This window comes from Herbaspirillum sp. 1130 (assembly GCF_017833835.1).
GTDB classification, from domain to species: domain Bacteria; phylum Pseudomonadota; class Gammaproteobacteria; order Burkholderiales; family Burkholderiaceae_D; genus Herbaspirillum; species Herbaspirillum huttiense.
Genome location: NZ_JAFICQ010000005.1, coordinates 80,266 through 99,799 on the forward strand (window position 1 = coordinate 80,266; position 19,534 = coordinate 99,799).

Annotated in this window: 19 protein-coding genes; 5 read left to right on the forward strand and 14 right to left on the reverse strand. The window is 63.2% G+C overall.

Annotated features, from left to right (window positions below; translation table 11 throughout):
- Window positions 1-50: 50 nt before the first annotated feature.
- The 8 genes from JOD78_RS21820 to JOD78_RS21855 all read right to left on the reverse strand — a co-directional run bounded on the left by JOD78_RS21820 (window position 51) and on the right by JOD78_RS21855 (window position 8,123).
- Window positions 51-560 (reverse strand): YbaK/EbsC family protein, encoded by a 510-nt coding sequence (locus tag JOD78_RS21820; RefSeq protein ID WP_121041275.1) that lies wholly within the window; start codon window positions 558-560, stop codon window positions 51-53.
- 98 nt (window positions 561-658) lie between these two features.
- Window positions 659-1,588, reverse strand: a complete 930-nt coding sequence (locus JOD78_RS21825) for an MBL fold metallo-hydrolase (RefSeq protein WP_209569562.1) — start codon at window positions 1,586-1,588, stop codon at window positions 659-661.
- A gap of 10 nt (window positions 1,589-1,598) precedes the next feature.
- Window positions 1,599-3,614, reverse strand: coding sequence for an acetyl/propionyl/methylcrotonyl-CoA carboxylase subunit alpha (locus JOD78_RS21830; RefSeq protein ID WP_209569560.1), 2,016 nt, complete (start codon window positions 3,612-3,614; stop codon window positions 1,599-1,601).
- Window positions 3,615-3,636: 22 nt separating this feature from the next.
- On the reverse strand, window positions 3,637-5,271 hold the full coding sequence (locus tag JOD78_RS21835; RefSeq protein WP_209569558.1) for a carboxyl transferase domain-containing protein: 1,635 nt from the start codon (window positions 5,269-5,271) through the stop codon (window positions 3,637-3,639).
- Between the two features lie 80 nt (window positions 5,272-5,351).
- Window positions 5,352-5,768, reverse strand: a complete 417-nt coding sequence (locus JOD78_RS21840; RefSeq protein ID WP_121041271.1) for a YchJ family metal-binding protein — start codon at window positions 5,766-5,768, stop codon at window positions 5,352-5,354.
- Entirely contained in the window at window positions 5,768-6,370 is a 603-nt protein-coding gene (locus tag JOD78_RS21845) for a 2-hydroxychromene-2-carboxylate isomerase (RefSeq protein WP_039790200.1), read from the reverse strand. The genes JOD78_RS21840 and JOD78_RS21845 overlap by 1 nt, the downstream gene beginning before the upstream one ends.
- Before the next feature lie 41 nt (window positions 6,371-6,411).
- Entirely contained in the window at window positions 6,412-7,596 is a 1,185-nt protein-coding gene (locus JOD78_RS21850) for an isovaleryl-CoA dehydrogenase (RefSeq protein WP_039790199.1), read from the reverse strand.
- A 113-nt stretch (window positions 7,597-7,709) separates the two neighbouring features.
- Window positions 7,710-8,123, reverse strand: a complete 414-nt coding sequence (locus tag JOD78_RS21855; protein WP_008333608.1) for a MerR family DNA-binding transcriptional regulator — start codon at window positions 8,121-8,123, stop codon at window positions 7,710-7,712.
- A 137-nt stretch (window positions 8,124-8,260) separates the two neighbouring features.
- Between JOD78_RS21855 and JOD78_RS21860 the strand changes: the two genes are divergently transcribed.
- Window positions 8,261-9,325 (forward strand): MBL fold metallo-hydrolase, encoded by a 1,065-nt coding sequence (locus JOD78_RS21860; RefSeq protein ID WP_134134209.1) that lies wholly within the window; start codon window positions 8,261-8,263, stop codon window positions 9,323-9,325.
- Between the two features lie 108 nt (window positions 9,326-9,433).
- On the opposite strand, the gene def is transcribed toward JOD78_RS21860, so the two are convergent.
- Window positions 9,434-9,952 (reverse strand): peptide deformylase, encoded by a 519-nt coding sequence (def, locus tag JOD78_RS21865; protein ID WP_039790192.1) that lies wholly within the window; start codon window positions 9,950-9,952, stop codon window positions 9,434-9,436.
- A gap of 303 nt (window positions 9,953-10,255) precedes the next feature.
- On the opposite strand from def, the gene dprA reads away from it, so the two are divergent.
- From dprA to JOD78_RS21880, 3 genes are all read left to right on the forward strand, one after another.
- Window positions 10,256-11,401, forward strand: coding sequence for a DNA-processing protein DprA (dprA, locus tag JOD78_RS21870; RefSeq protein ID WP_199725055.1), 1,146 nt, complete (start codon window positions 10,256-10,258; stop codon window positions 11,399-11,401).
- An 86-nt stretch (window positions 11,402-11,487) separates the two neighbouring features.
- Window positions 11,488-11,964, forward strand: a complete 477-nt coding sequence (locus JOD78_RS21875) for a DUF494 domain-containing protein (RefSeq protein WP_034339991.1) — start codon at window positions 11,488-11,490, stop codon at window positions 11,962-11,964.
- Between the two features lie 402 nt (window positions 11,965-12,366).
- Entirely contained in the window at window positions 12,367-15,045 is a 2,679-nt protein-coding gene (locus JOD78_RS21880) for a DNA topoisomerase III (RefSeq protein WP_134134206.1), read from the forward strand.
- Between the two features lie 87 nt (window positions 15,046-15,132).
- Here the strand turns inward: JOD78_RS21880 and JOD78_RS21885 are convergent, their stop codons facing one another.
- Window positions 15,133-15,909, reverse strand: coding sequence for an exodeoxyribonuclease III (locus JOD78_RS21885; protein ID WP_039790188.1), 777 nt, complete (start codon window positions 15,907-15,909; stop codon window positions 15,133-15,135).
- 174 nt (window positions 15,910-16,083) lie between these two features.
- Here JOD78_RS21885 and pyrE point away from each other — a divergent pair, with 174 nt between their 5' ends.
- A complete protein-coding gene (pyrE, locus tag JOD78_RS21890) occupies window positions 16,084-16,743 on the forward strand; it encodes an orotate phosphoribosyltransferase (protein WP_008333588.1) in 660 nt (219 codons plus the stop codon).
- A gap of 90 nt (window positions 16,744-16,833) precedes the next feature.
- Here pyrE and JOD78_RS21895 read toward each other — a convergent pair whose 3' ends face one another.
- The 4 genes from JOD78_RS21895 to JOD78_RS21910 form a co-directional block, all read right to left on the reverse strand.
- The gene (locus JOD78_RS21895) at window positions 16,834-17,334 is read right to left on the reverse strand and encodes a signal transduction histidine kinase (protein WP_034340000.1); all 501 of its coding nucleotides are present in this window, start codon (window positions 17,332-17,334) and stop codon (window positions 16,834-16,836) included.
- A 182-nt stretch (window positions 17,335-17,516) separates the two neighbouring features.
- Entirely contained in the window at window positions 17,517-18,041 is a 525-nt protein-coding gene (locus tag JOD78_RS21900) for a TlpA disulfide reductase family protein (RefSeq protein ID WP_034340016.1), read from the reverse strand.
- Between the two features lie 166 nt (window positions 18,042-18,207).
- Window positions 18,208-18,867: a BON domain-containing protein gene (locus JOD78_RS21905; RefSeq protein WP_121041260.1), complete on the reverse strand. Its 660-nt coding sequence runs from the start codon at window positions 18,865-18,867 to the stop codon at window positions 18,208-18,210.
- Entirely contained in the window at window positions 18,860-19,456 is a 597-nt protein-coding gene (locus tag JOD78_RS21910; RefSeq protein WP_039782952.1) for a phosphoheptose isomerase, read from the reverse strand. Before JOD78_RS21910 ends, JOD78_RS21905 begins: the two co-directional genes overlap by 8 nt.
- Window positions 19,457-19,534: the final 78 nt, after the last annotated feature.

Below are 19,534 nucleotides of genomic sequence, written 5' to 3' on the forward strand. Positions count from 1 at the left end.
TGCGGGTCTCCGTTGGGGGTGTTGTATTGCGTGGATGGCTGTAGAACAGTTCAGCTGGCCGCCGGCGCTGCATCGAGACGCACATCGGCCACCGTGCCGCCGGTCATCTTCTCCAGCTGCGCGGCCGTGAGGTTGAAGACGGCATGCGGATGGCCGGCCGCCGCCCAGACGCTGTCAAAGTTGAACAGGTCCTGATCGATCAGCATCACCGGCTTGACCACGTGGCCAATCGGGCAGACGCCGCCGATGGCATAACCGGTCGTGTCGCGCACGAATTTGGCGTCGGCCTTGCCCAGCGGGCCGGTCAGGGCGGTAACCTTGGCTTCGTCCACCCGGTTGGCTCCGCTGGCAATGACCAGCACCGGCGCACCGTCAGAGACTCGGCGGAAGATGATGGACTTGGCAATCTCGGCCACGCTGCAGCCCACGGCCGCAGCGGCTTCGGCAGAGGTGCGGCCGGTCGAGGGCAGCATCGTGACCGGTTTGTCATGGCCCATCGCCGCCAGCAGGTCGGCAACACGTTGGGCGGAAGAGGGCAGGGCGGCAGCAGGTTCGTTCATGGCGTTCATGGCGTTTGACTAGGAGGCGCAAGGCCGGCAGCAGGACAAGCCGGAAATGATAACAGCACCCCCGCCCCCTCTGCCGCGCAGGCCCGCATTCAGCGATCCAGCAGGAACACGCCATCGCTGGCCGCCGCGCCCGCCTTCTGCAGTTGCGCTACGCACCAGTCGGCCAGGGCCGCATCGTCCATCTGCAGGAAGCGCGCATTGGTGATGCGCAACAAGGGGATCTCCCGCATCATCGTCGGCAAGTCCGCCAGTGCAATCCGGCCGCGTTCGAGCAGCAGAAATTTCACCAGGACCTTGATGCCATTGTGCGCATTGCGCAGCGGATTGGCCTGCAGATAATCGAGCCGCGAGAAGGCCTTCTCCAGCGCATCATCCACCTCGGTGAAAGGCGCGCCATGGCCGGGAATCACGGTACGCACATCGAGGCTGCGGATCAGCTCCAGCGTGGCGCGCGCCTCCTCGAAACCGGATTCGCCATCCAGCTCCGGGAAGATGATCCCGAAGCCATTGCGCCACAAGGCATCCGCCGAGATCAGCACACCCTCCTGCGCGCAATACAGCAGCAGCGCATGCGGGTCATGTCCCGGCGCGGCCAGAGCGGTCCAGTCGAGATCACCCAGGCGCAGCACGTCGCCGCTGCGGATCAGCTGCTCATGCACAAAGCGCGGGCAGCGCTGGCCGGTGGCGCGGTAGCTCAGGGCATCTTCATCCCACTGGCGCACCTTGGCATCCTCGGCAGCCGGGATGACAATGCGGCAGCCATAGGCGGCGTGCAGGGCGGCATTGCCGCCGCAGTGGTCCGAATGCAGATGGGTATTGAGCAGCACATCGAGCCGCTCACGTCCGCGCTGGTGCAGGACGTGGCGCACCAGCGTCTGCGTCTGTTCGGCATGGGCAACGTAGCCGCTGTCGATCATGGCGACTTCATCGCGGCCGAACAGCAGCACGTTGTTGGATGACAGCCAGCCCCGCTCCAGCACGTGCAGCGAGGGGGGCAGGTGCAGTACGGACGTGTTCACGGCGCGCTGCTCACGCGGCCTTGAAGTCCAGCAGCTGCGCACCTTCGGCCACCTGGTCGCCGACGGCATAGCGCAGCGCTTCCACGGTGCCGGCCGAGGGCGCGGCGATGGTGTGCTCCATCTTCATGGCTTCCATGATGAGCAGTGGCGTGCCTTGCGTCACGCTCGCCCCCTGGTCCACCAGCAGCGCGACGATCTTGCCGGGCATGGGCGCAGTCAGGCGTCCGCCCTCGGCCTCTGCGTGGCCTGCGTGGGCCATCGGGTCGAGCAGGCGCAGGCTGTGCTGGCTGCGGCCATCGAAGAGGTGTAGCCCTTCGCCTTCCCAGGCCACATCGGCTTGCAGGGTACGGCCGTCCAGGGAGATGCGCACACTGTCGGAGTTGGCCGCATGCAGGGCCAGCGTGTGCGTGTTGCCGCCGATCTGCAATTGCCATTGCCGGCCGTCGCCCGCGTAGTCGATCCGGACTTCGCTGTTGCCTGAGTCATCTTCGAAATTCAGGCTGCGCTGCAGGCGGGTATTGAGTCGCCAGCCGCTGGTCCGGGCCCAGGGGTCGCGGCTGTCCTGATTGCGCTGCTCCTGTTGCAGCAGGGCAGCGGTGGCCAGGGCCAGCGTGTCGGCAGTGGGCGCAGTCGGGACCGGGAAGAGCGCGTCGCGGTGACGTTCGATCAGGCCGGTATCGAGATCGGCCGTCGCAAATGCTTCCCCCACGATCAGCCGCTGCAGGAAGCCGATATTGGTCGCCAGTCCGACCACCTGGTACTGCGCCAGCGCGCGCGCCATGTTGCGCAGGGCCGCATCACGGTCCGCACCCCAGACGATGAGCTTGGCGATCATCGGATCATAGAAGGGCGAGATGGCATCGCCCTCGCGCACGCCGGCATCGATGCGCACGGCCGCCGGTTGCGTGGCACCGGGTGCGGCCAGCGTGAATTCCACCGCAGGGGCGCTGCGCATGCGGGTGAGCGTGCCGATGGAGGGGAGGAAGCCTTTCTCGGGATTCTCCGCATAGATGCGCGCCTCGATGGCATGGCCCTGGATGTGCAACTGCTCCTGCTTCAGCGGCAGCGGTTCGCCCGAGGCGACGCGCAATTGCCACTCCACCAGGTCCAGTCCGGTAATCATTTCCGTGACGGGGTGCTCGACCTGCAGGCGCGTGTTCATCTCCATGAAGTAGAAACTGCCATCCTGGTTGGCGATGAATTCCACCGTGCCGGCACCGACGTAGCCCACCGCACGCGCAGCCGCGACGGCAGCTTCGCCCATGGCGGCGCGGCGGCCGCAGCTCATGCCGGGGGCAGGGGCTTCTTCCAGCACCTTCTGGTGGCGGCGCTGCACCGAGCAGTCGCGCTCGAAGAGATAGACGCAATTGCCATGGCCATCGGCAAAGACCTGGATTTCGATATGACGCGGACGGGTCAGGTATTTCTCCACCAGCACGCGGTCATCGCCAAAGCTGGAGATCGCCTCGCGCTTGCAGGAGGCCAGTGCCGCTTCAAAATCTTCACTGCGTTCGACTACGCGCATGCCCTTGCCGCCGCCACCGGCGCTGGCCTTGAGCAGCACCGGGTAGCCGATGCGGTCTGCTTCCGCGTGTAAAAAATCGCTCTCCTGGCGCTCGCCGTGATAGCCCGGCACCAGCGGCACGGCGGCCTTTTCCATCAAGGCCTTGGCGGCGGATTTGGAGCCCATGGCATCGATGGCCGAGGCTGGCGGGCCGATGAAGACCAGGCCGGCATCGGCACAGGCCTGGGCGAATCCGGCGTTCTCCGACAGGAAGCCGTAGCCGGGGTGAATCGCCTGCGCACCCGTGGCGAGTGCGGCGGCGATGATCTTGTCGGCGCAGAGATAGCTTTCCTTGGCCGGGGCCGGGCCCAGGTGGACGCTCTCGTCGCAGGCGGCCACGTGCTTGGCCTGCGCATCGGCGTCGGAATAGACGGCCACGGTGGCGATACCCAGGCGGCGGGCCGTGGCGGCCACGCGGCAGGCGATTTCGCCGCGATTGGCGATCAGGATCTTGGTGAACATGGTGTCTCCTCGGTGGCGCGCTTCAGATGCGGAAGACGCCGAATCGGGTCTCTTCGATGGGGGCGTTCAGGGCGGCCGACAATCCCAGCGCCAATACCTGGCGGGTATCGGCAGGATCGATCACGCCGTCGTCCCACAGGCGCGCCGAGGCGTAATACGGATGGCCCTGGGTTTCATATTGGGCGCGGATGGGCTCCTTGAAGGCGGCTTCCTCTTCTGCGCTCCAGCTGCCGCCGCGCGTTTCGATGCCGTCGCGCTTGACGGTGGCCAGCACGCTGGCGGCCTGCTCGCCACCCATGACCGAGATGCGCGCATTGGGCCACATCCACAGGAAGCGCGGCGAGAAGGCGCGGCCGCACATGCCATAGTTGCCCGCACCGAAACTGCCACCGATGATGACGGTGAGCTTGGGCACTTTGGCGGTGGAGACGGCCGTGACCATTTTTGCACCATGGCGCGCAATGCCCTCGTTCTCGGCCTTCTTGCCGACCATGAAGCCGGTGATGTTCTGCAGGAAGATCAGCGGGATCTTGCGCTGGCAGCACAGTTCGATGAAGTGCGTGCCCTTCTCGGCGGCTTCCGAAAACAGGATGCCGTTGTTGGCGATGATGCCCACCGGCATGCCGTGCAGGTGCGCGAAACCGCACACCAGCGTGGTGCCGTAGCGCGCCTTGAATTCATCGAACTCGCTGCCGTCGACGATGCGGGCGATGACCTCGCGCACATCGAAGGGCTTGCGCGTATCGGTCGGGATCACGCTATACAGTTCCTGCGCCGGATACTTGGGTTCGACACTCTCGCGTAGCGCCAGCTGCTGCGGCTTGCGGCGGTTGAGGTGACTGACGATGTTGCGCGCGATGGCCAGCGCATGGGTATCGTCCTGGGCCAGGTGATCGGCTACGCCCGAGAGGCGCGTATGGACATCGCCGCCGCCCAGTTCTTCGGCCGTCACCACTTCACCGGTGGCCGCTTTGACCAGCGGCGGGCCGGCCAGGAAGATGGTGGCCTGCTCCTTGACGATGATGGATTCATCGCTCATGGCCGGTACATACGCACCGCCTGCGGTGCAGGAGCCCATCACCACGGCAATCTGCGGAATGCCCTTGGCCGACAGGTTGGCCTGGTTGTAGAAGATGCGGCCGAAGTGGTCGCGGTCGGGGAAGACCTCATCCTGGTTGGGCAGATTGGCCCCGCCGCTGTCGACCAGGTAGATGCAGGGCAGGTGATTGAATTCGGCGATCTCCTGCGCGCGCAGGTGCTTCTTGGCCGTCATCGGATAGTAGGTGCCGCCCTTGACGGTGGCATCGTTGCAGACGATCACGCACTCCTGCCCGGCCACGCGGCCGATGCCGGTGATGATGCCGGCCGAGGGGGCGGCATCTTTCAGGTTGCCTTCGCGGTCTTTCTCGCGGTACATGCCGTAGGCGGCCAGTTGCGAGAATTCCAGGAAGGGCGTGCCGGGGTCCAGCAGCCTCTGCACCCGGTCGCGCGGCAGCAGCTTGCCGCGTGCCACGTGCTTCTCGCGCGCGGCCTGGCCGCCGCCTTCGGCGATGGCGGCCACCTTTTCGCGCAGGTCGTCGACGATGCGCTGCATGGCATCGCGGTTGTGCTGGAATTCCTCGCTGCGCGGGTTGAGCTTGCTTTCAATCTGCGGCATGGTTTGGTCTCTCTGTTCAGTTTCTTGTTGTGCTGTCGGCCGCACCGGTGCTGGCGCAGCGGGGCATGGTGCAGAAAACGTCAGTCCTCCGGGAAGCGCCCATCCACGTAATACCAGCGCGCCTGGCCGCTGTCGTCGGGCTGGCGCACGAAGTTGCTGATCTCGTGCAGGCGGTGCGCCTTGCCACCGACCTTGAAGCGCGCCACGAACTCGACGGTCGCTTCATCGCTGCCGCTGGCGTGCTGGTGTTTCTTGATGTCCAGGCCGATCCACTTGACGTCGGTTTCGCTGGTCAGTTCTTCTTCCGGCAAGGTGTCCGGGAACCAGGTCGCGCGCAGGTAGGCTTCGTCGCGCAGGGCGAAGGCGGTATAGCGCGAGCGCATCAGCAGCTCGGCCGTGGCCGGCACCTGGCCACCGGTGATGAAGCGGCCACAGCATTTCTCGAAGCTGGGCTGGCCGCAGGGGCAGGGGCCGGACTTGTCTTTCCTGGTGCTCATCAGATCTTTCCGTTCTTGAGGAAGGCTTCCAGCTGGGTGAAGCGGTCGAAGCCCCAGAATTGTTCGCCATCGACGATCATGAAGGGCGAGCCGAACACGCCGGCCTTGCCGGCCGCTTCGGTGGCTGCGCGCAGCTGCTCCTTCAGTTCGGGCGTGCCCAGCGCCGTTTCCAGCGCGGCGCGGTCGATGCCGTTGTCGGCGGCAATGCGCAGCACGTTTTCGGGCACGCTGATGTCGATGTCTTCGGTGAAGTAGGCGCTGTACAAGGTCTTGATCAGGTCCACTGCCTTGGCCGGCTGGGTCTGCTGCACCCACAGCGTGGCGCGTGCGGCGACTTGCGTGCCGATGGGGAACTGGCTCGGGGCCTTGTAAAAGATATTGTGGAAGCGGGCGGTGCGCTCCATGTCGTGACGCGAGTAGTCGCCCTTGACCGGAATGTTGGCCAGCGAATTGGTGCCCAGTGCCTTGAAGATGGGACCCAGCAGGATGGGATGCCAGTTGACGCTGCGGCTGTATTTCGCGGCCAGCTTGTCGATCTCGACGGCAGCGAAATAGCCGTAGGGCGAGCTGAAGTCGAAGTAGAAATCGATGGGTGTGCTCATGATGTCCGTTGTGTTTGGAGTTTCAAAAGAGGGGAGGGTGCTTACAGCGTATCGGCAAACAGTTCGCGGCCGATCAGCATGCGGCGGATCTCGCTGGTGCCGGCACCGATTTCGTAGAGCTTGGCATCGCGCCACAGGCGGCCCACGGGATATTCGTTGATGTAGCCATTGCCGCCCAGCGACTGGATTGCTTCACCCGCCATCCAGGTGGCCTTCTCGGCCGAGTAGAGGATGGCACCGGCGGCATCCTTGCGCAGGGCGCGCACCTTGTCGGCGCTGTCGGCGCGGTCACAGGCCTGGCCGACCGCATAGACGTAGGCCTTGCAGGCCATCATGGTGGAATACATGTCGGCCAGCTTGCCCTGCATGAGCTGGAATTCGCCGATGGCCTGGCCGAACTGTTTGCGGTCATGCACGTAAGGCACCACCACATCCATGCAGGCCTGCATGATGCCCAGCGGGCCGCCGGAGAGCACGCTGCGCTCGAAGTCCAGGCCCGACATCAGCACGTTGACGCCACGGCCGACGCCGCCCAATACGTTTTCTTCCGGGACTTCGCAATCCTGGAACACCAGTTCACCGGTGTGGGAACCGCGCATGCCGAGCTTGTCCAGTTTCTGCGCAACGGAAAATCCTTTATATCCTTTCTCTACCAAGAAGGCAGTCATGCCGCGCGCCCCGGCGTCGAGATCGGTCTTGGCATAGACCACCAGCACGTCGGCATCGGGGCCATTGGTGATCCACATCTTGCTGCCGTTGAGCACGTAGCGGTCGCCCTTCTTGTCGGCGCGCAGTTTCATGCTCACCACATCCGAGCCGGCGTTGGGTTCGGACATGGCCAGCGCGCCGATGAAGTCGCCCGAGATCAGCTTGGGCAGGTACTTGCGCTTCTGCTCTTCGTTGCCGTTGCGCTTGATCTGGTTCACGCACAGATTGGAGTGCGCACCGTAGGACAGGCCCACCGATGCCGAGGCGCGCGAGATTTCTTCCATCGCGATGATGTGCGCCAGGTAGCCCAGTCCGGCCCCGCCGTATTCCTCGCCGACCGTGATGCCCAGCACGCCCAAGTCGCCCAGCTTCTTCCACAGGTCCATGGGGAACTGGTCGCTGCGGTCGATCTCGGCTGCGCGCGGGGCGATCTCCGTTTGGGCGAAGGCGGCGACGGCTTCGCGCAGGGCGGCGATGTCTTCGCCATGGTCGAAATTGAGGCCGGGCAGGTGGATCATGGGTGTCTCCTCGTTGGGTGTTTGGGGATTTCTTGTTGTGATGTGGAACGATTGCTGTTGCTTGACGTTTACGTCAATGAAGACGGTCTGCGCGTTGCGAAATGCCGTTTGCGTCAGGCCGCTACCGCCTTGCGTTTGCTCTTCGGTTTGGCATCGGCCAGCAGTTGCCGGCATTCCTCTTCGTGGGCGGCGATTTCGGAGAGGGTCAGTTCGAGGTCTTCGCGCTGCTGTTCCAGTTTTTCGCGATGCTGTTGCAGCAGGCCCAGGAAGCGCTGCAGCTGCGGCTGCGTATCCTTGGGCGATTCGTACATGTCGATCAGGTCCTTGATTTCGGCCAGTGTGAAGCCCAGGCGCTTGCCGCGCAGCGTGAGCTTCAGGCGCGTGCGTTCGCGCGCCGGATAGACGCGATGCCGACCGCCCACCCCCTCGCGCTTGGGATTGAGGATGCCGTGGTCTTCGTAGAACCGGATCGCGCGCGGCGTGATCGCGAATTCTTCCGCCAGTTCGGTGATGGTGTAGGTAGGCATGGACGGGATGGATTGGGTTGGTCTGGCACTTTACGTTAACGTAAAGTATATTGTGCCCTGTCGTCCAGCAAAAAATGCAGGGCTGGTGCGACGCTGCATGACTACCTCCCCCTTCTCGATGATCGCCAGGCTTACTGATGAATGCTCTTGAATCCCAGCTCGACTACGCCTTCGGCGACACCCTGCCCGACACCGGCCACACCATGGAGGTGGCGCCGGGCGTGCGCTGGCTGCGCATGGGGCTGCCCTTTGCCCTGAATCACATCAACCTGTGGCTGCTGGAAGACGAGGCCGACACCCCGCAAGGCCGCCAGCGCGGCTGGACCGTGGTCGATTGCGGCATCGCCACCGACGATACGCGCGCGGCCTGGGAGCGCATCTTCACTGAAGAACTCGATGGCTTGCCCATCCTGCGCGTGCTGGTCACGCATTGCCATCCCGATCACGTAGGGCTGGCCGACTGGCTGTGCCAGCGCTGGCAGGCACCGCTGTGGATGAGCACCGGGGATTACGCTTTTGCGCGCGTGATGTCGGCGGCCTTGCCGGGGGCCGAGGGCACGGCGGCCACGCCGCATTTCCAGCGGCATGGCCTGGCGGATCCCGAGACGGTGGCGACGCTGCAGGGGCGCAATACGTATTACCAGGACCTGGTGCCGGCGGTGCCGCACGCGTATCACCGCATGCAGGATGGCCACGCGGTGCGCATCGGCGGACGCGATTGGGAAATCATTACCGGATTCGGTCATTCGCCGGAGCACGTTTCCCTGTATTGCGCGGCGCTGAATGTGCTCATTTCGGGGGACATGGTCTTGCCGCGCATCTCCACCAATGTGTCGGTGTTTGCGATCGAGCCGGAGAGCAATCCGGTGCAGCAGTATCTGGATTCGCTGGCGAAATACGCGCACCTGCCGGGCGATGTGCTGGTGCTGCCTTCGCATGGCAAGCCCTTCCGTGGCTTGCATACCCGTATCCAGCAGTTGAACGACCATCACCGCGAGCGTCTGGCCGAAGTGCTGGCGGCCTGTGCCACACCGCAGACGGGGGTGGATATCCTGCCGGTGATGTTCAAGCGGCCGCTGGATACGCATCAGCTGTCCTTTGCGCTGGGGGAGGCGGTCGCGCACTTGCACAAGCTCTGGTATGACGGCGCGGTGAAACGCTTGCTGGGGGAGGATGGGGTGTATCGGTTTGTGGCGGTGTAAGCCTTCTTGCATCAATCGATGGTATTGATGCAAGTGACGCATCAATGAAAAACGCCGGCGGGGATGACCCGGCCGGCGTTATTTTTTATCGCGGATGTGGGCAGTGCGTCAGCCCGCCTTCTTCTTCATCTCGCGCTCTTCCTTCTGCAGCTTGGTCTTGATGCGGTTGCGCTTCAACGGCGACAGATATTCGACGAAGACCTTGCCCTTCAGGTGATCCATCTCATGCTGGATGCACACGGCCAAGAGCTCATCGGCATCAACTTCGAAGGCCTTGCCGTCGGCATCAAAAGCGCGCACCTTCACGCGGGCCGGACGTTCCACACCGTCGTAGATGCCGGGCACCGACAGGCAGCCTTCGTCATAGACGCGCTTCTCTTCGCTGGCCCAGAGGATCTCGGGGTTGATGAAGACCTGCAGGTTCTTGCCTTCATCGGAGACGTCAATGACCACCACCTGTTCATGCACATCCACCTGGCTGGCGGCCAGGCCTACGCCGGGGGCGGCATACATGGTCTCGGCCATGTCGGCCACCAGCTTCTTGATGCGCTCGTCGAAGACGGTCACGGGGACGGCAACCTTGTGCAGGCGCGGATCGGGATAACGGAGGATGTTCAGCAGGGCCATACGTGTGTTCTCGGTAAGCTTGGGGTTCGGTCTCGGGGGACTTGGTTCGGGCCGGATCTCGTCATTTTGCGAGCGTGCGGGAAATTCATTTCGGGATTTGTCATGTAAATGCGGCCGAAGCGCGACGCTTCAAGCACGGCCACCGCACAATGCCGGTCCTGGCAGGCCTGTGCGGCGTGGCGCGGCGGCCAGGAGATTCCCGTTTTTCGGAAAAGTGTATCACAGCCCGCCACAGGCCCGCCCGGAGAGCCGCGCCGCACGGCCTTGAGCGGGCAGCCGATGTACAACACTTCATATATCTTCATGCAAGAGCCTTTCCACGACACTATTGCCGATCCGGCCACAGAACTGACTGCCTGGCTGCGCTTGGCCATGACCGAGGGCATCGGGCCGGTGCTGGCGCGCCGGCTGCTGGCGGTGTTCGGTTTGCCGCAGGGTATCTGGCAGGCCGATCAGGAGGCCTTGCGGGCGGTGGTACCGGCCCCGGTGGCGGCTCGCCTGGCGTGCGCACCGACTGCACAGCAGCGCGAGCGCATCGCCACCACGCTGGCCTGGGCGCAGGTGCCGGGGCAATCCGTCATCACGCTGGCCGATGCAAGCTATCCGCCGGGCTTGCTGCAGATTGCCGATCCGCCCTTGCTGCTGTACGTGCGCGGCAATCCGGCGCTGCTGGCGGGCAATGCGCTGGCGGTGGTCGGCAGCCGCAATGCCACGGCCCAGGGCGTGCAGCATGCGGGCCGGTTTTCGGAGGAGCTCAGCCGTGCGGGCATCACCATCGTCTCCGGGTTGGCGCTGGGTATCGATGCGGCCGCGCATGCGGGGGGATTGGCCGGGCCGGGCTCGACGGTGGCCGTCATCGGTACCGGCATCGATCTGGATTATCCCCAGCGCAATCGCGCGCTGGCACAACGCATCGCCGAGGGCGGCTGCATCGTCAGCGAATATGCACTGGGCACGCCGCCGCTTTCAGCCAACTTTCCGCGCCGCAACCGCCTGATCTCGGGCTTGTCGCGCGCCGTGCTGGTGGTGGAGGCGGCGGCCCGGTCGGGCTCGCTCATCACCGCGCGCATGGCGGCCGAGCAGGGGCGGGATGTGTTTGCCATTCCGGGGTCGATCCACGCGCCGCTGTCCAAGGGTTGCCATCAACTGATCCGGCAAGGGGCCAAGCTGGTCGAGACCACGCAGGATATTCTCGATGAGCTGCCTGGCTGGTCGACGTTGCCGAAGCAGCAAGCTGTCGTGCAGGCAACTTCATCGCGCGCCATGGATGAGCTCGATGCGGCAAGCCAACAGTTATTGCAGAGCCTGGGCCATGACCCGGTCGATGCCGATACCCTCGCGTTGCGCTGCGGCCTTGATGCAGCGGGCCTGGCAGGGAGTTTGCTAACCTTGGAACTGCAGGGTTGGGTGGAGCTGCTGCCGGGTGCACGTTATCGCCGCATCGTGTGAAGAAATTATCCCCGCAGCGCCGCAAATCCTGCCATACTGGACTTGGCTGACTTGTACATTCATAACCTTCGCGATAGAGTACGAACATGTTTGATGTCCTCGTTTACCTGTACGAAACCTACTATCGCCCTGATGCCTGCCCCGAACCCGAGGCGCTCGTCAAAAAGTTGTCCGCGATCGGTTTCGAAGAAGATGAAATCTCCCAGGCACTCGGATGGCTGACTGATCTTGAAGTCGCCAATCACGAATTCGCCGACAACTATCCCCGACAGACCGCCTTTTCCTTCGGCACGCGCATCTATGCGACCCAGGAAAGTGACATTCTGGGCGTGGAAGCCATCGGTTTCATCCAGTTCCTCGAATCGGCCAAGATGCTGGACCCGATCCAGCGCGAGATCGTCATCGAGCGCGCCCTGGCCGCCGGTGAAGCGCCGATCACCTTGGAAAAACTCAAGGTCATCGTATTGATGGTGCTGTGGAGCCAGGGCAAGGAACCGGACGGCCTGATGTTCGAGGAGCTGTTCCTCGACGAAGACGATACCGAACCGCGCCTGCTGCACTGAACGCACCGGCCTGGCACGAGCGACAGGGCTGGGAGGGAGCCTTGCTGACAACGTGCTGACGCCGCATCCCCGTGCTGTTGCTTCATTTCAAGCCATTTCGGCATGAATGAACATAAAAGCCGGCGAAAGCGCATGAATCAATGAAACGGCAAGCCCTTGTGCTTGCCGTTTCATTTGCATCACGCTTATCATTCCCCCGCATTGGCCCGATATTGGCTACTATATAAAAATTCCGTTGTCCACAGGCAATGAAACGCCGGCCACTTGCGTAGCTTGCCGCCGCCTATCGTTGACCGCCTGGGATGGCATGGTGTTGTTTCGGAGCAGTCCGGCCCCACGTGAGGCTGATGAAACTCCCGCAGCACACCAGCAACTGACCTCTCACCACCGAGACCCATACCTATGAGCAAGACCCTCATCATTGCCGAGAAGCCCTCTGTCGCGAACGACATCGCGAAGACGCTCGGCGGCTTCACCAAGCACGATGAGTATTTCGAATCCGACGAGTACATCCTGTCCTCGGCCGTCGGTCACCTGCTGGAAATCGCAGTTCCCGAGGAATACGACGTCAAGCGCGGCAAGTGGAGTTTTACCCACCTGCCGATGATTCCGCCGCACTTTGCGCTCAATCCGATTGCCAAGACCGAGTCGCGCCTGAAGGTGCTCTCCAAGCTCATCAAGCGCAAGGATGTGACCACCCTCATCAACGCATGTGACGCGGGCCGCGAAGGTGAACTGATCTTCCGCCTGATCGCGCAATACACCAAGGCCAAGCAGCCGGTGAAGCGCCTGTGGCTGCAATCGATGACGCCCGGCGCCATCCGCGAGGGCTTCGCCCATCTGCGCGATGATGAAGAAATGCTCCCGCTGGCCAATGCCGCGCGCTGCCGCAGCGAAGCCGACTGGCTGATCGGCATCAACGGCACCCGCGCCATGACCGCCTTCAATTCCAAGGAGGGCGGCTTCTATCTGACCACCGTGGGCCGCGTGCAGACGCCGACCCTGTCCATCGTGGTCGAGCGTGAAGAGAAGATCAAGAAGTTCATCCCGCGTGACTACTGGGAAGTGCACGCCGAATTCGTCTGCGCTGCCGGCATCTACAAGGGCCGCTGGCTGGACAAGGGCCACAAGAAGGATGAAGCCGATCCCGAGAAGCGTCCCGAGCGCCTGTGGAGCAAAGCCGCAGCGGATTCCATCGTGGCCGCCTGCCGCGACAAGCCGGGCAATGTCACCGAGGAATCCAAGCCGACCACGCAGATGTCGCCGGGCCTGTTCGACCTGACCAGCCTGCAGCGCGAGGCCAACTCGCGCTTCGGCTTCTCGGCCAAGAACACCCTGGGCCTGGCCCAGGCGCTGTATGAAAAGCACAAGGTGCTGACCTATCCGCGTACCGACTCGCGCCACCTGCCCGAGGACTACATCAACACGGTCAAGGACACCATGGAGGCGCTGGCGGAGAACAACAACTACCACCAGTTCTCCAAGCAGATCTTGAAGCAAGGCTGGGTCAAGCCCAACAAGCGCATCTTCGACAACACCAAGATCAGCGACCACTTCGCCATCATCCCGACCACCCAGGTGCCCAAGAACCTGTCGGAGCCGGAACAGAAGCTCTACGACCTGGTGACGCGCCGCTTCATGGCGGTGTTCTTCCCGCCGGCCGAGTTCCAGGTGACCACCCGCTTCACGGAAGTGTCGGGCCACCAGTTCAAGAGCGAAGGCAAAGTGATGATCAACCCCGGCTGGCTGGCCATCTACGGCAAGCAGGTCGAGGAAGACGACAAGGACAAGGAAGGCGGCGGCAACCTGGTGGCCGTGGCCCCGGGCGAGAAGGTCAAGACCGACAAGGTCACCGCCAACGGCCTGGTCACCAAGCCGCCTGCCCGTTACACCGAAGCCACGCTGCTGTCGGCCATGGAAGGCGCGGGCAAGCTGGTGGATTCGGATGAACTGCGCGAAGCCATGGCCGGCAAGGGCTTGGGCACGCCGGCCACGCGCGCGGCCATCATCGAAGGCCTGCTGAACGAAAAGTACCTGCTGCGCGAAGGCCGCGAAATGATGCCCACCGCCAAGGCCTTCCAGCTGATGACGCTGCTGCATGGCCTGGGTGTGGATGAACTGACCGAACCCGAACTGACCGGCGAGTGGGAACACAAGCTGGCCCAGATGGAGCGCGGCAAGATCAGCCGTGACGAGTTCATGCGCGAGATCGCGCAGATGACCCAGATCATCGTCAAGCGCGCCAAGGAATACGACAACGACACCATCCCCGGCGACTACGCGACGCTGCAGACGCCTTGCCCCAACTGCGGTGGCGTGGTGAAGGAAAATTACCGTCGCTTCGCCTGCACCAAGTGCGAATTCTCGATGAGCAAGGTGCCCGGTGGCCGCCAGTTCGAAATCGCCGAAGTGGAAGAGCTGCTGCAGAACCGCACCATTGGTCCGCTGCAGGGCTTCCGCTCCAAGATGGGCCGTCCGTTTGCGGCCATCCTGAAGATTTCGCGCGACGAAGAGATCAAGAACTTCAAGCTGGAATTCGACTTCGGCCAGGACCAGGCCGATGGCGAAGGCGGCGAGCCGGTGGACTTCAGCGAGCAGACCCCGCTGGGCGCCTGCCCCAAGTGCGGCAGCGGCGTCTACGAAATGGGCCTGGCCTATGTCTGCGAGAAGACCGTGGCCAAGCCCAAGGCTTGCGACTTCCGCAGCAGCCGCATCATCCTGCAGCAGGAGATCCTGCCGGAGCAGATGGCCAAGCTCCTCAACGACGGCAAGACCGACCTGCTGCCGGGCTTCATCTCGCAGCGCACGCGCCGGCCCTTCAAGGCCTTCCTGGTGCGGGGCAAGGATGGCAAGATCAGCTTCGAGTTCGAGGAACGCAAGGCCAAAGCTCCCGCCAAGGGCAAGGCTGCAGCAGCGGACGCCGATGACGGTGCCGACGAGGCCGTAGCCAAGCCGGCCGCCAAGAAGACGGCGACCAAGACGGCCGCCAAGACCACGGCCACCAAGACCAAGGCGGCAGCGGCCAAGAAGCCGGCCCTACGCAAGGCGACGCCGAAGAAGGCTGCGGCTCCGGACGCCTGATTCTCGGGCGGCCAGAAACGACAAAGCCCTCGCACTTCACGGTGCGAGGGCTTTTTGTTGGCGAGGCCGATCTGGTTCGGCGGCTGCTTAGTCGCTGTACACCACCGTCAACGGCGCATGATCTGAAAAGCGCTGTTCCTTGTAGATCGCCGCACTGACCGCCTTGGCCGCAATGCCCGGCGTGGAGACGTGGTAGTCGATACGCCATCCCACGTTGTTGGCCCAGGCCTGGCCGCGGTTGCTCCACCAGGTGTAGGCTTCGCCAGTGGTTTCCGGATGCAGGCGGCGATACACGTCCACCAGCCCCAGCTGGTCAAAGATGCGCGTCATCCAGGCGCGTTCTTCCGGCAAGAAACCTGAATTCTTCTGGTTGCTCTTCCAGTTCTTCAGGTCGATTTCCTTGTGGGCGATGTTCCAGTCGCCGCAGATGACCACTTCGCGGCCACTCTTTTCCAGTTCCATCAGGTGCGGCAGGAAGGCTTCCATGAAGCGGAACTTGGCTTCCTGGCGTTCCTCGCTGGAGGAACCCGAGGGCGCATAGAGCGAGATCACGGTCAGGTCGCCGTAGTCGCATTCGACATAGCGGCCTTCGTCATCGAATTCGGTATTGCCGAAGCCGATGCGCACCGAATCCGGCTGGCGGCGGCTGTAGACGCCCACGCCCGAGTAGCCCTTCTTCTGGGCATAGTGGAAATGGCCGACATAGCCGGCCGGGGCCAGGAAGTCTTCGGTCATGTCGGCCGCCTGGGCCTTCAGTTCCTGCACGCAGACGAAGTCCGGCGCTTCCTTTTGCAGCCACTCGAAGAAGCCCTTCTTGGCGGCCGAACGGATTCCGTTGAGGTTGGCGGAGACGATTTTTGGCATGGATGTCCTGTTTGCTTGCTGCAGAAGTGTGTTCAATCAGGCCGGTAGCATAACCGATAGGATGAATCATTTAAAATGTCGGCCTGATGAAGGCTTTGCCACCGCGCCGCCTTGCCTGGCGGCAAGCGGGCGCGGTCCGCACCTTCCGTTTTGACTCTTCCCGGGAAATGCATTGTGAGCAACTTGAGACAGGAATTCATCGAATTCGCGGTATCGGCCGGCGTGCTGCGCTTTGGCGAATTCGTCACCAAGGCGGGCCGTACCTCGCCTTACTTCTTCAACGCCGGCCTCTTCAGCGAGGGCGCCACTCTGGCCCAGGTGGCCCGCTTCTACGCCCAGACCCTGCAGGATTCGGGCGTGGAATATGACATGCTGTTCGGCCCCGCCTACAAGGGCATCACCCTGGCCTCGGCCACCGCGGTGGCGCTGGCCGGCATGGGCCGCAATGTCCCCTTCGCCTTCAACCGCAAGGAAGCCAAGGACCACGGCGAAGGCGGCACCATTGTCGGTGCCAAGCTGCAGGGCAAGGTCGTCATCATTGATGACGTCATCTCGGCCGGCACCTCGGTGCGCGAGTCGGTGGACATGATCCGCGCCGCCGGTGCCACCCCCTGCGCCGTGCTGATCGCACTGGACCGCATGGAGCGCTCGGGCAAGGATGGCGCCCTCTCCGAACTGTCGGCGGTGCAGGAAGTGGCGCGCGAGTACGACATGCCGGTCATTTCCATCGGCAACCTCAATGACCTCTTCGAGTACATCTCCAACGGCGGCGATGCCCGCCTGAGCCAGTACAAGGATGCGGTAGCAGCGTATCGGACCCGTTACGGCGTCTAAGTGCCCTGGAACTGCCGCTAAAAGGCATTAAATGAAGAAAAAGGCTGGATCCGCGAGGTTCCAGCCTTTTTTGCGTGGGCGTTGGAAGGTTTATGCCAAATTCTGAGGTACGGTGGTCACGCGCTGGCGCTGCAGGCGGTCATCGAGCTCCCCGACCTGGGCCGCGACGGCGTTCTCGGTCTGTTCCACGCGCTGGTGGATGTCACGCTGCAATGCATCCAGGCGCTGCGCCAGCAGGGTTTGCTGTTCGGTCTGGCGGCGTTGAAGCTGTTCCAGCTCGGTCTTCAGGTAGCCGCGCAGGTCATTGAAGCGCGAATGCTCGGCCTGGTCGGCCAGGGCGCGCTGGGCTTCCAGCTGCTTGGTCAGGCGGCGGCTTTCCAGCATCACGCTGGTCTGCAGGGCCAGGATGTAGAGCAGGAAGAAGGCCGTCAGCACCACCACCACGCCCAGCATTACCGCGCCCAGCGGTGCCTGGAATTCGGTGTAGATCAGCGAGAGCGTGGTCGTGGCCGTAAAGGCCGTCCAGTTGACGGCGGCGAAGATGGCGACCAGCGCCAGCAGCACGATGAGGAAAATGGTCCGGAATTTCATGTCAGCCTCCTTTGTTGTGAAGGTGTCGGCAGAGGCACGCGAGCGCTTGTCATGACGACAATATGAATATCTTGGACTACGGCAAGCACGGGGATGTTCCGTGCAGTTGTCATCCTGCAATCAGAAATGAAAAAGCCGGCACGGAGCCGGCTTGCAAGCGGGGAAGAGCGAGCGCTGCGGGCTCAGGCCGCCAGCGCCTTTTCCAGCAACTGGTGCAATTCGGCGAATTGCGGCTCGCCGACATAGCGCTTGATGATGTTGCCATCCTTGCCGATGACAAAGGTGGTCGGGGTCAGCTTGACGTCGCCGAAGGCCTTGGCCAGCGTGTCCTGCGGGTCCAGCGCGACCTTGAAGGGCAGCTTGCGGGTTTCGGTGTAGTTCAGCACGTAGTTGGGCGGGTCATAGCTCATGGCGACGGCCACGAAGTCCAGGCCACGGTCCTTGAACTTGTTGTAGGTGTCGATCATTTGCGGCATTTCGCCCACGCAGGTGGTGCAGCTGGTGGCCCAGAAATTGACCATGACCACCTTGCCGCGCAAATCCTTCAGTGCCACCTGCTGGCCATCGAGCTTGGTGAAGGTGACGTCGGGCGCGGCATTGCCGGCATTGACCTTGAAATAGGCGAAGGCGGCGACAGCGGCCACCACCAGGACGGCTGCCAGCTTGATCATGAGACCGCTCTTGGGCGCGTTGGCCTGTGCTTGCATGGGAAACTCCGGATCCGGACTGCGGGAAGAGGTCTGCCACTGCATACGGCAGCCTCGTTGAACTGAAGCATTATAGACCTCGCCGCAGAATCCTGCGGGCGGCCCCTGCACGTGAAAACCGCCGGACTCGCCGGCGGTTTGACCTGCATCAGCTACGCAGCTGCCATCAGCTGGTGGCCTTGTTCTCGCTGGCCGGCTTGCGCTGGTAGTCCTTCAGTTCGTCCTCGGTGATGTATTCGAACAGGGTCACGACCTTGTTCACACCGGAGACGCCGCTGGCGATCTGCGCCGCACGCTGGCCTTCACGCTGGGTCACGCGGCCCAGCATGTAGACGATGCCGCGCTCGGTGGTGATCTTGAAGGCGCTGGAGTACAGCGTCTTGTCGTCCACCAGGCTGGCCAGGACCTTGCTGGTGATGAGCGCATCGCTGGAGCGCGAACCGAAGCTGGACGACGGGCCCACTTCCAGTTCGTTGTACACCGTATCGACGTTCTGGATGGCCTTGGTTTCACGCTCGGCGGCAGCCTTGGAGGCTTCGTCCGGCACTTCGCCCGAGAGCAGCACCTTGCGGTTGAAGGCCGTCACGTTGACGTGGGAGCCGGAGGCCACCACTTCGGGAATGCGGGCTTCGCCCTTGACCACGATGGACTTGTCTTCCGTCTGCGCGCCCAGGGTGCGGCGGTCGGTGGCGGCGAAGGTGGTGGCCAGCGCTCCGCCGGCAAACACCGCAAAACAGCCCTGCAGGCTCAGGGCCACCATGCCGCCGAGGGCCACGGCCGCCAGCGGGCGACGCAGGCGGGTCAACAAGGATCGTGCATCATTCATTCGCATCATCTCCAAAAAGCGCGACGTCGATACCGTCGCAAATGCAGTGCAGCGACACCAGATGCACTTCCTGGATGCGCGCGGTGCGTTCATGCGGCACACAGATATGCACATCGGCGTCGGTCAGGATCTTGCCGATCTTGCCGCCACCCTTGCCGGTCAGGGCCACCACGCGCATGTCGCGTTCGTGCGCCACTTCGATGGCGGCCAGGATGTTGCCCGAATTGCCCGAGGTCGAGAAGGCCAGCAGGATGTCGCCGGCCTGGCCGAAGGCCTGGACTTGCTTCGAGAAGATTTCCTGGTAGCTGTAGTCGTTGCCGACGGCGGTGAGGATGGACGTATCGGTGGTCAGCGCCAGGGCCGGCAGCGGCAGGCGCTCACGTTCGAAGCGGCCGACCAGTTCGGCGGCGAAGTGCTGGCTGTCGGCGGCCGATCCGCCATTGCCACAGGCAAGAATCTTGTTGCCATTCGACAGTGCAGTGAACATTAGTTCAATCGCCTGTTCGATCGGTTGGGCCAGAACACTGGCGGCCTTCATCTTCAGGTCGGCGCTTTCCTGGAAATGGGCGAGGATGCGGGGATTTGTCATAGTGCCTGCGATTATAGAGGACTTGAACGCGGCCAAGTCCGGGCAATTCGTAAAGAGAAGTTTCCGGAATCCGGTCGC

Excerpts from the sequence above, each read along its gene's own strand:
- JOD78_RS21820 (WP_121041275.1), bottom strand. The coding sequence starts at position 560 with ATGAACGAACCTGCTGCCGCCCTGCCCTCTTCCGCCCAACGTGTTGCC.
- JOD78_RS21830 (WP_209569560.1), bottom strand. The coding sequence starts at position 3,614 with ATGTTCACCAAGATCCTGATCGCCAATCGCGGCGAAATCGCCTGCCGC.
- JOD78_RS21835 (WP_209569558.1), bottom strand. The coding sequence starts at position 5,271 with ATGCCGCAGATTGAAAGCAAGCTCAACCCGCGCAGCGAGGAATTCCAG.
- JOD78_RS21840 (WP_121041271.1), bottom strand. The coding sequence starts at position 5,768 with ATGAGCACCAGGAAAGACAAGTCCGGCCCCTGCCCCTGCGGCCAGCCC.
- JOD78_RS21845 (WP_039790200.1), bottom strand. The coding sequence starts at position 6,370 with ATGAGCACACCCATCGATTTCTACTTCGACTTCAGCTCGCCCTACGGC.
- JOD78_RS21850 (WP_039790199.1), bottom strand. The coding sequence starts at position 7,596 with ATGATCCACCTGCCCGGCCTCAATTTCGACCATGGCGAAGACATCGCC.
- JOD78_RS21855 (WP_008333608.1), bottom strand. The coding sequence starts at position 8,123 with ATGCCTACCTACACCATCACCGAACTGGCGGAAGAATTCGCGATCACG.
- JOD78_RS21860 (WP_134134209.1), top strand. The coding sequence starts at position 8,261 with ATGAATGCTCTTGAATCCCAGCTCGACTACGCCTTCGGCGACACCCTG.
- def (WP_039790192.1), bottom strand. The coding sequence starts at position 9,952 with ATGGCCCTGCTGAACATCCTCCGTTATCCCGATCCGCGCCTGCACAAG.
- dprA (WP_199725055.1), top strand. The coding sequence starts at position 10,256 with ATGCAAGAGCCTTTCCACGACACTATTGCCGATCCGGCCACAGAACTG.
- JOD78_RS21875 (WP_034339991.1), top strand. The coding sequence starts at position 11,488 with ATGTTTGATGTCCTCGTTTACCTGTACGAAACCTACTATCGCCCTGAT.
- JOD78_RS21880 (WP_134134206.1), top strand. The coding sequence starts at position 12,367 with ATGAGCAAGACCCTCATCATTGCCGAGAAGCCCTCTGTCGCGAACGAC.
- JOD78_RS21885 (WP_039790188.1), bottom strand. The coding sequence starts at position 15,909 with ATGCCAAAAATCGTCTCCGCCAACCTCAACGGAATCCGTTCGGCCGCC.
- JOD78_RS21895 (WP_034340000.1), bottom strand. The coding sequence starts at position 17,334 with ATGAAATTCCGGACCATTTTCCTCATCGTGCTGCTGGCGCTGGTCGCC.
- JOD78_RS21900 (WP_034340016.1), bottom strand. The coding sequence starts at position 18,041 with ATGCAAGCACAGGCCAACGCGCCCAAGAGCGGTCTCATGATCAAGCTG.
- JOD78_RS21905 (WP_121041260.1), bottom strand. The coding sequence starts at position 18,867 with ATGAATGATGCACGATCCTTGTTGACCCGCCTGCGTCGCCCGCTGGCG.
- JOD78_RS21910 (WP_039782952.1), bottom strand. The coding sequence starts at position 19,456 with ATGACAAATCCCCGCATCCTCGCCCATTTCCAGGAAAGCGCCGACCTG.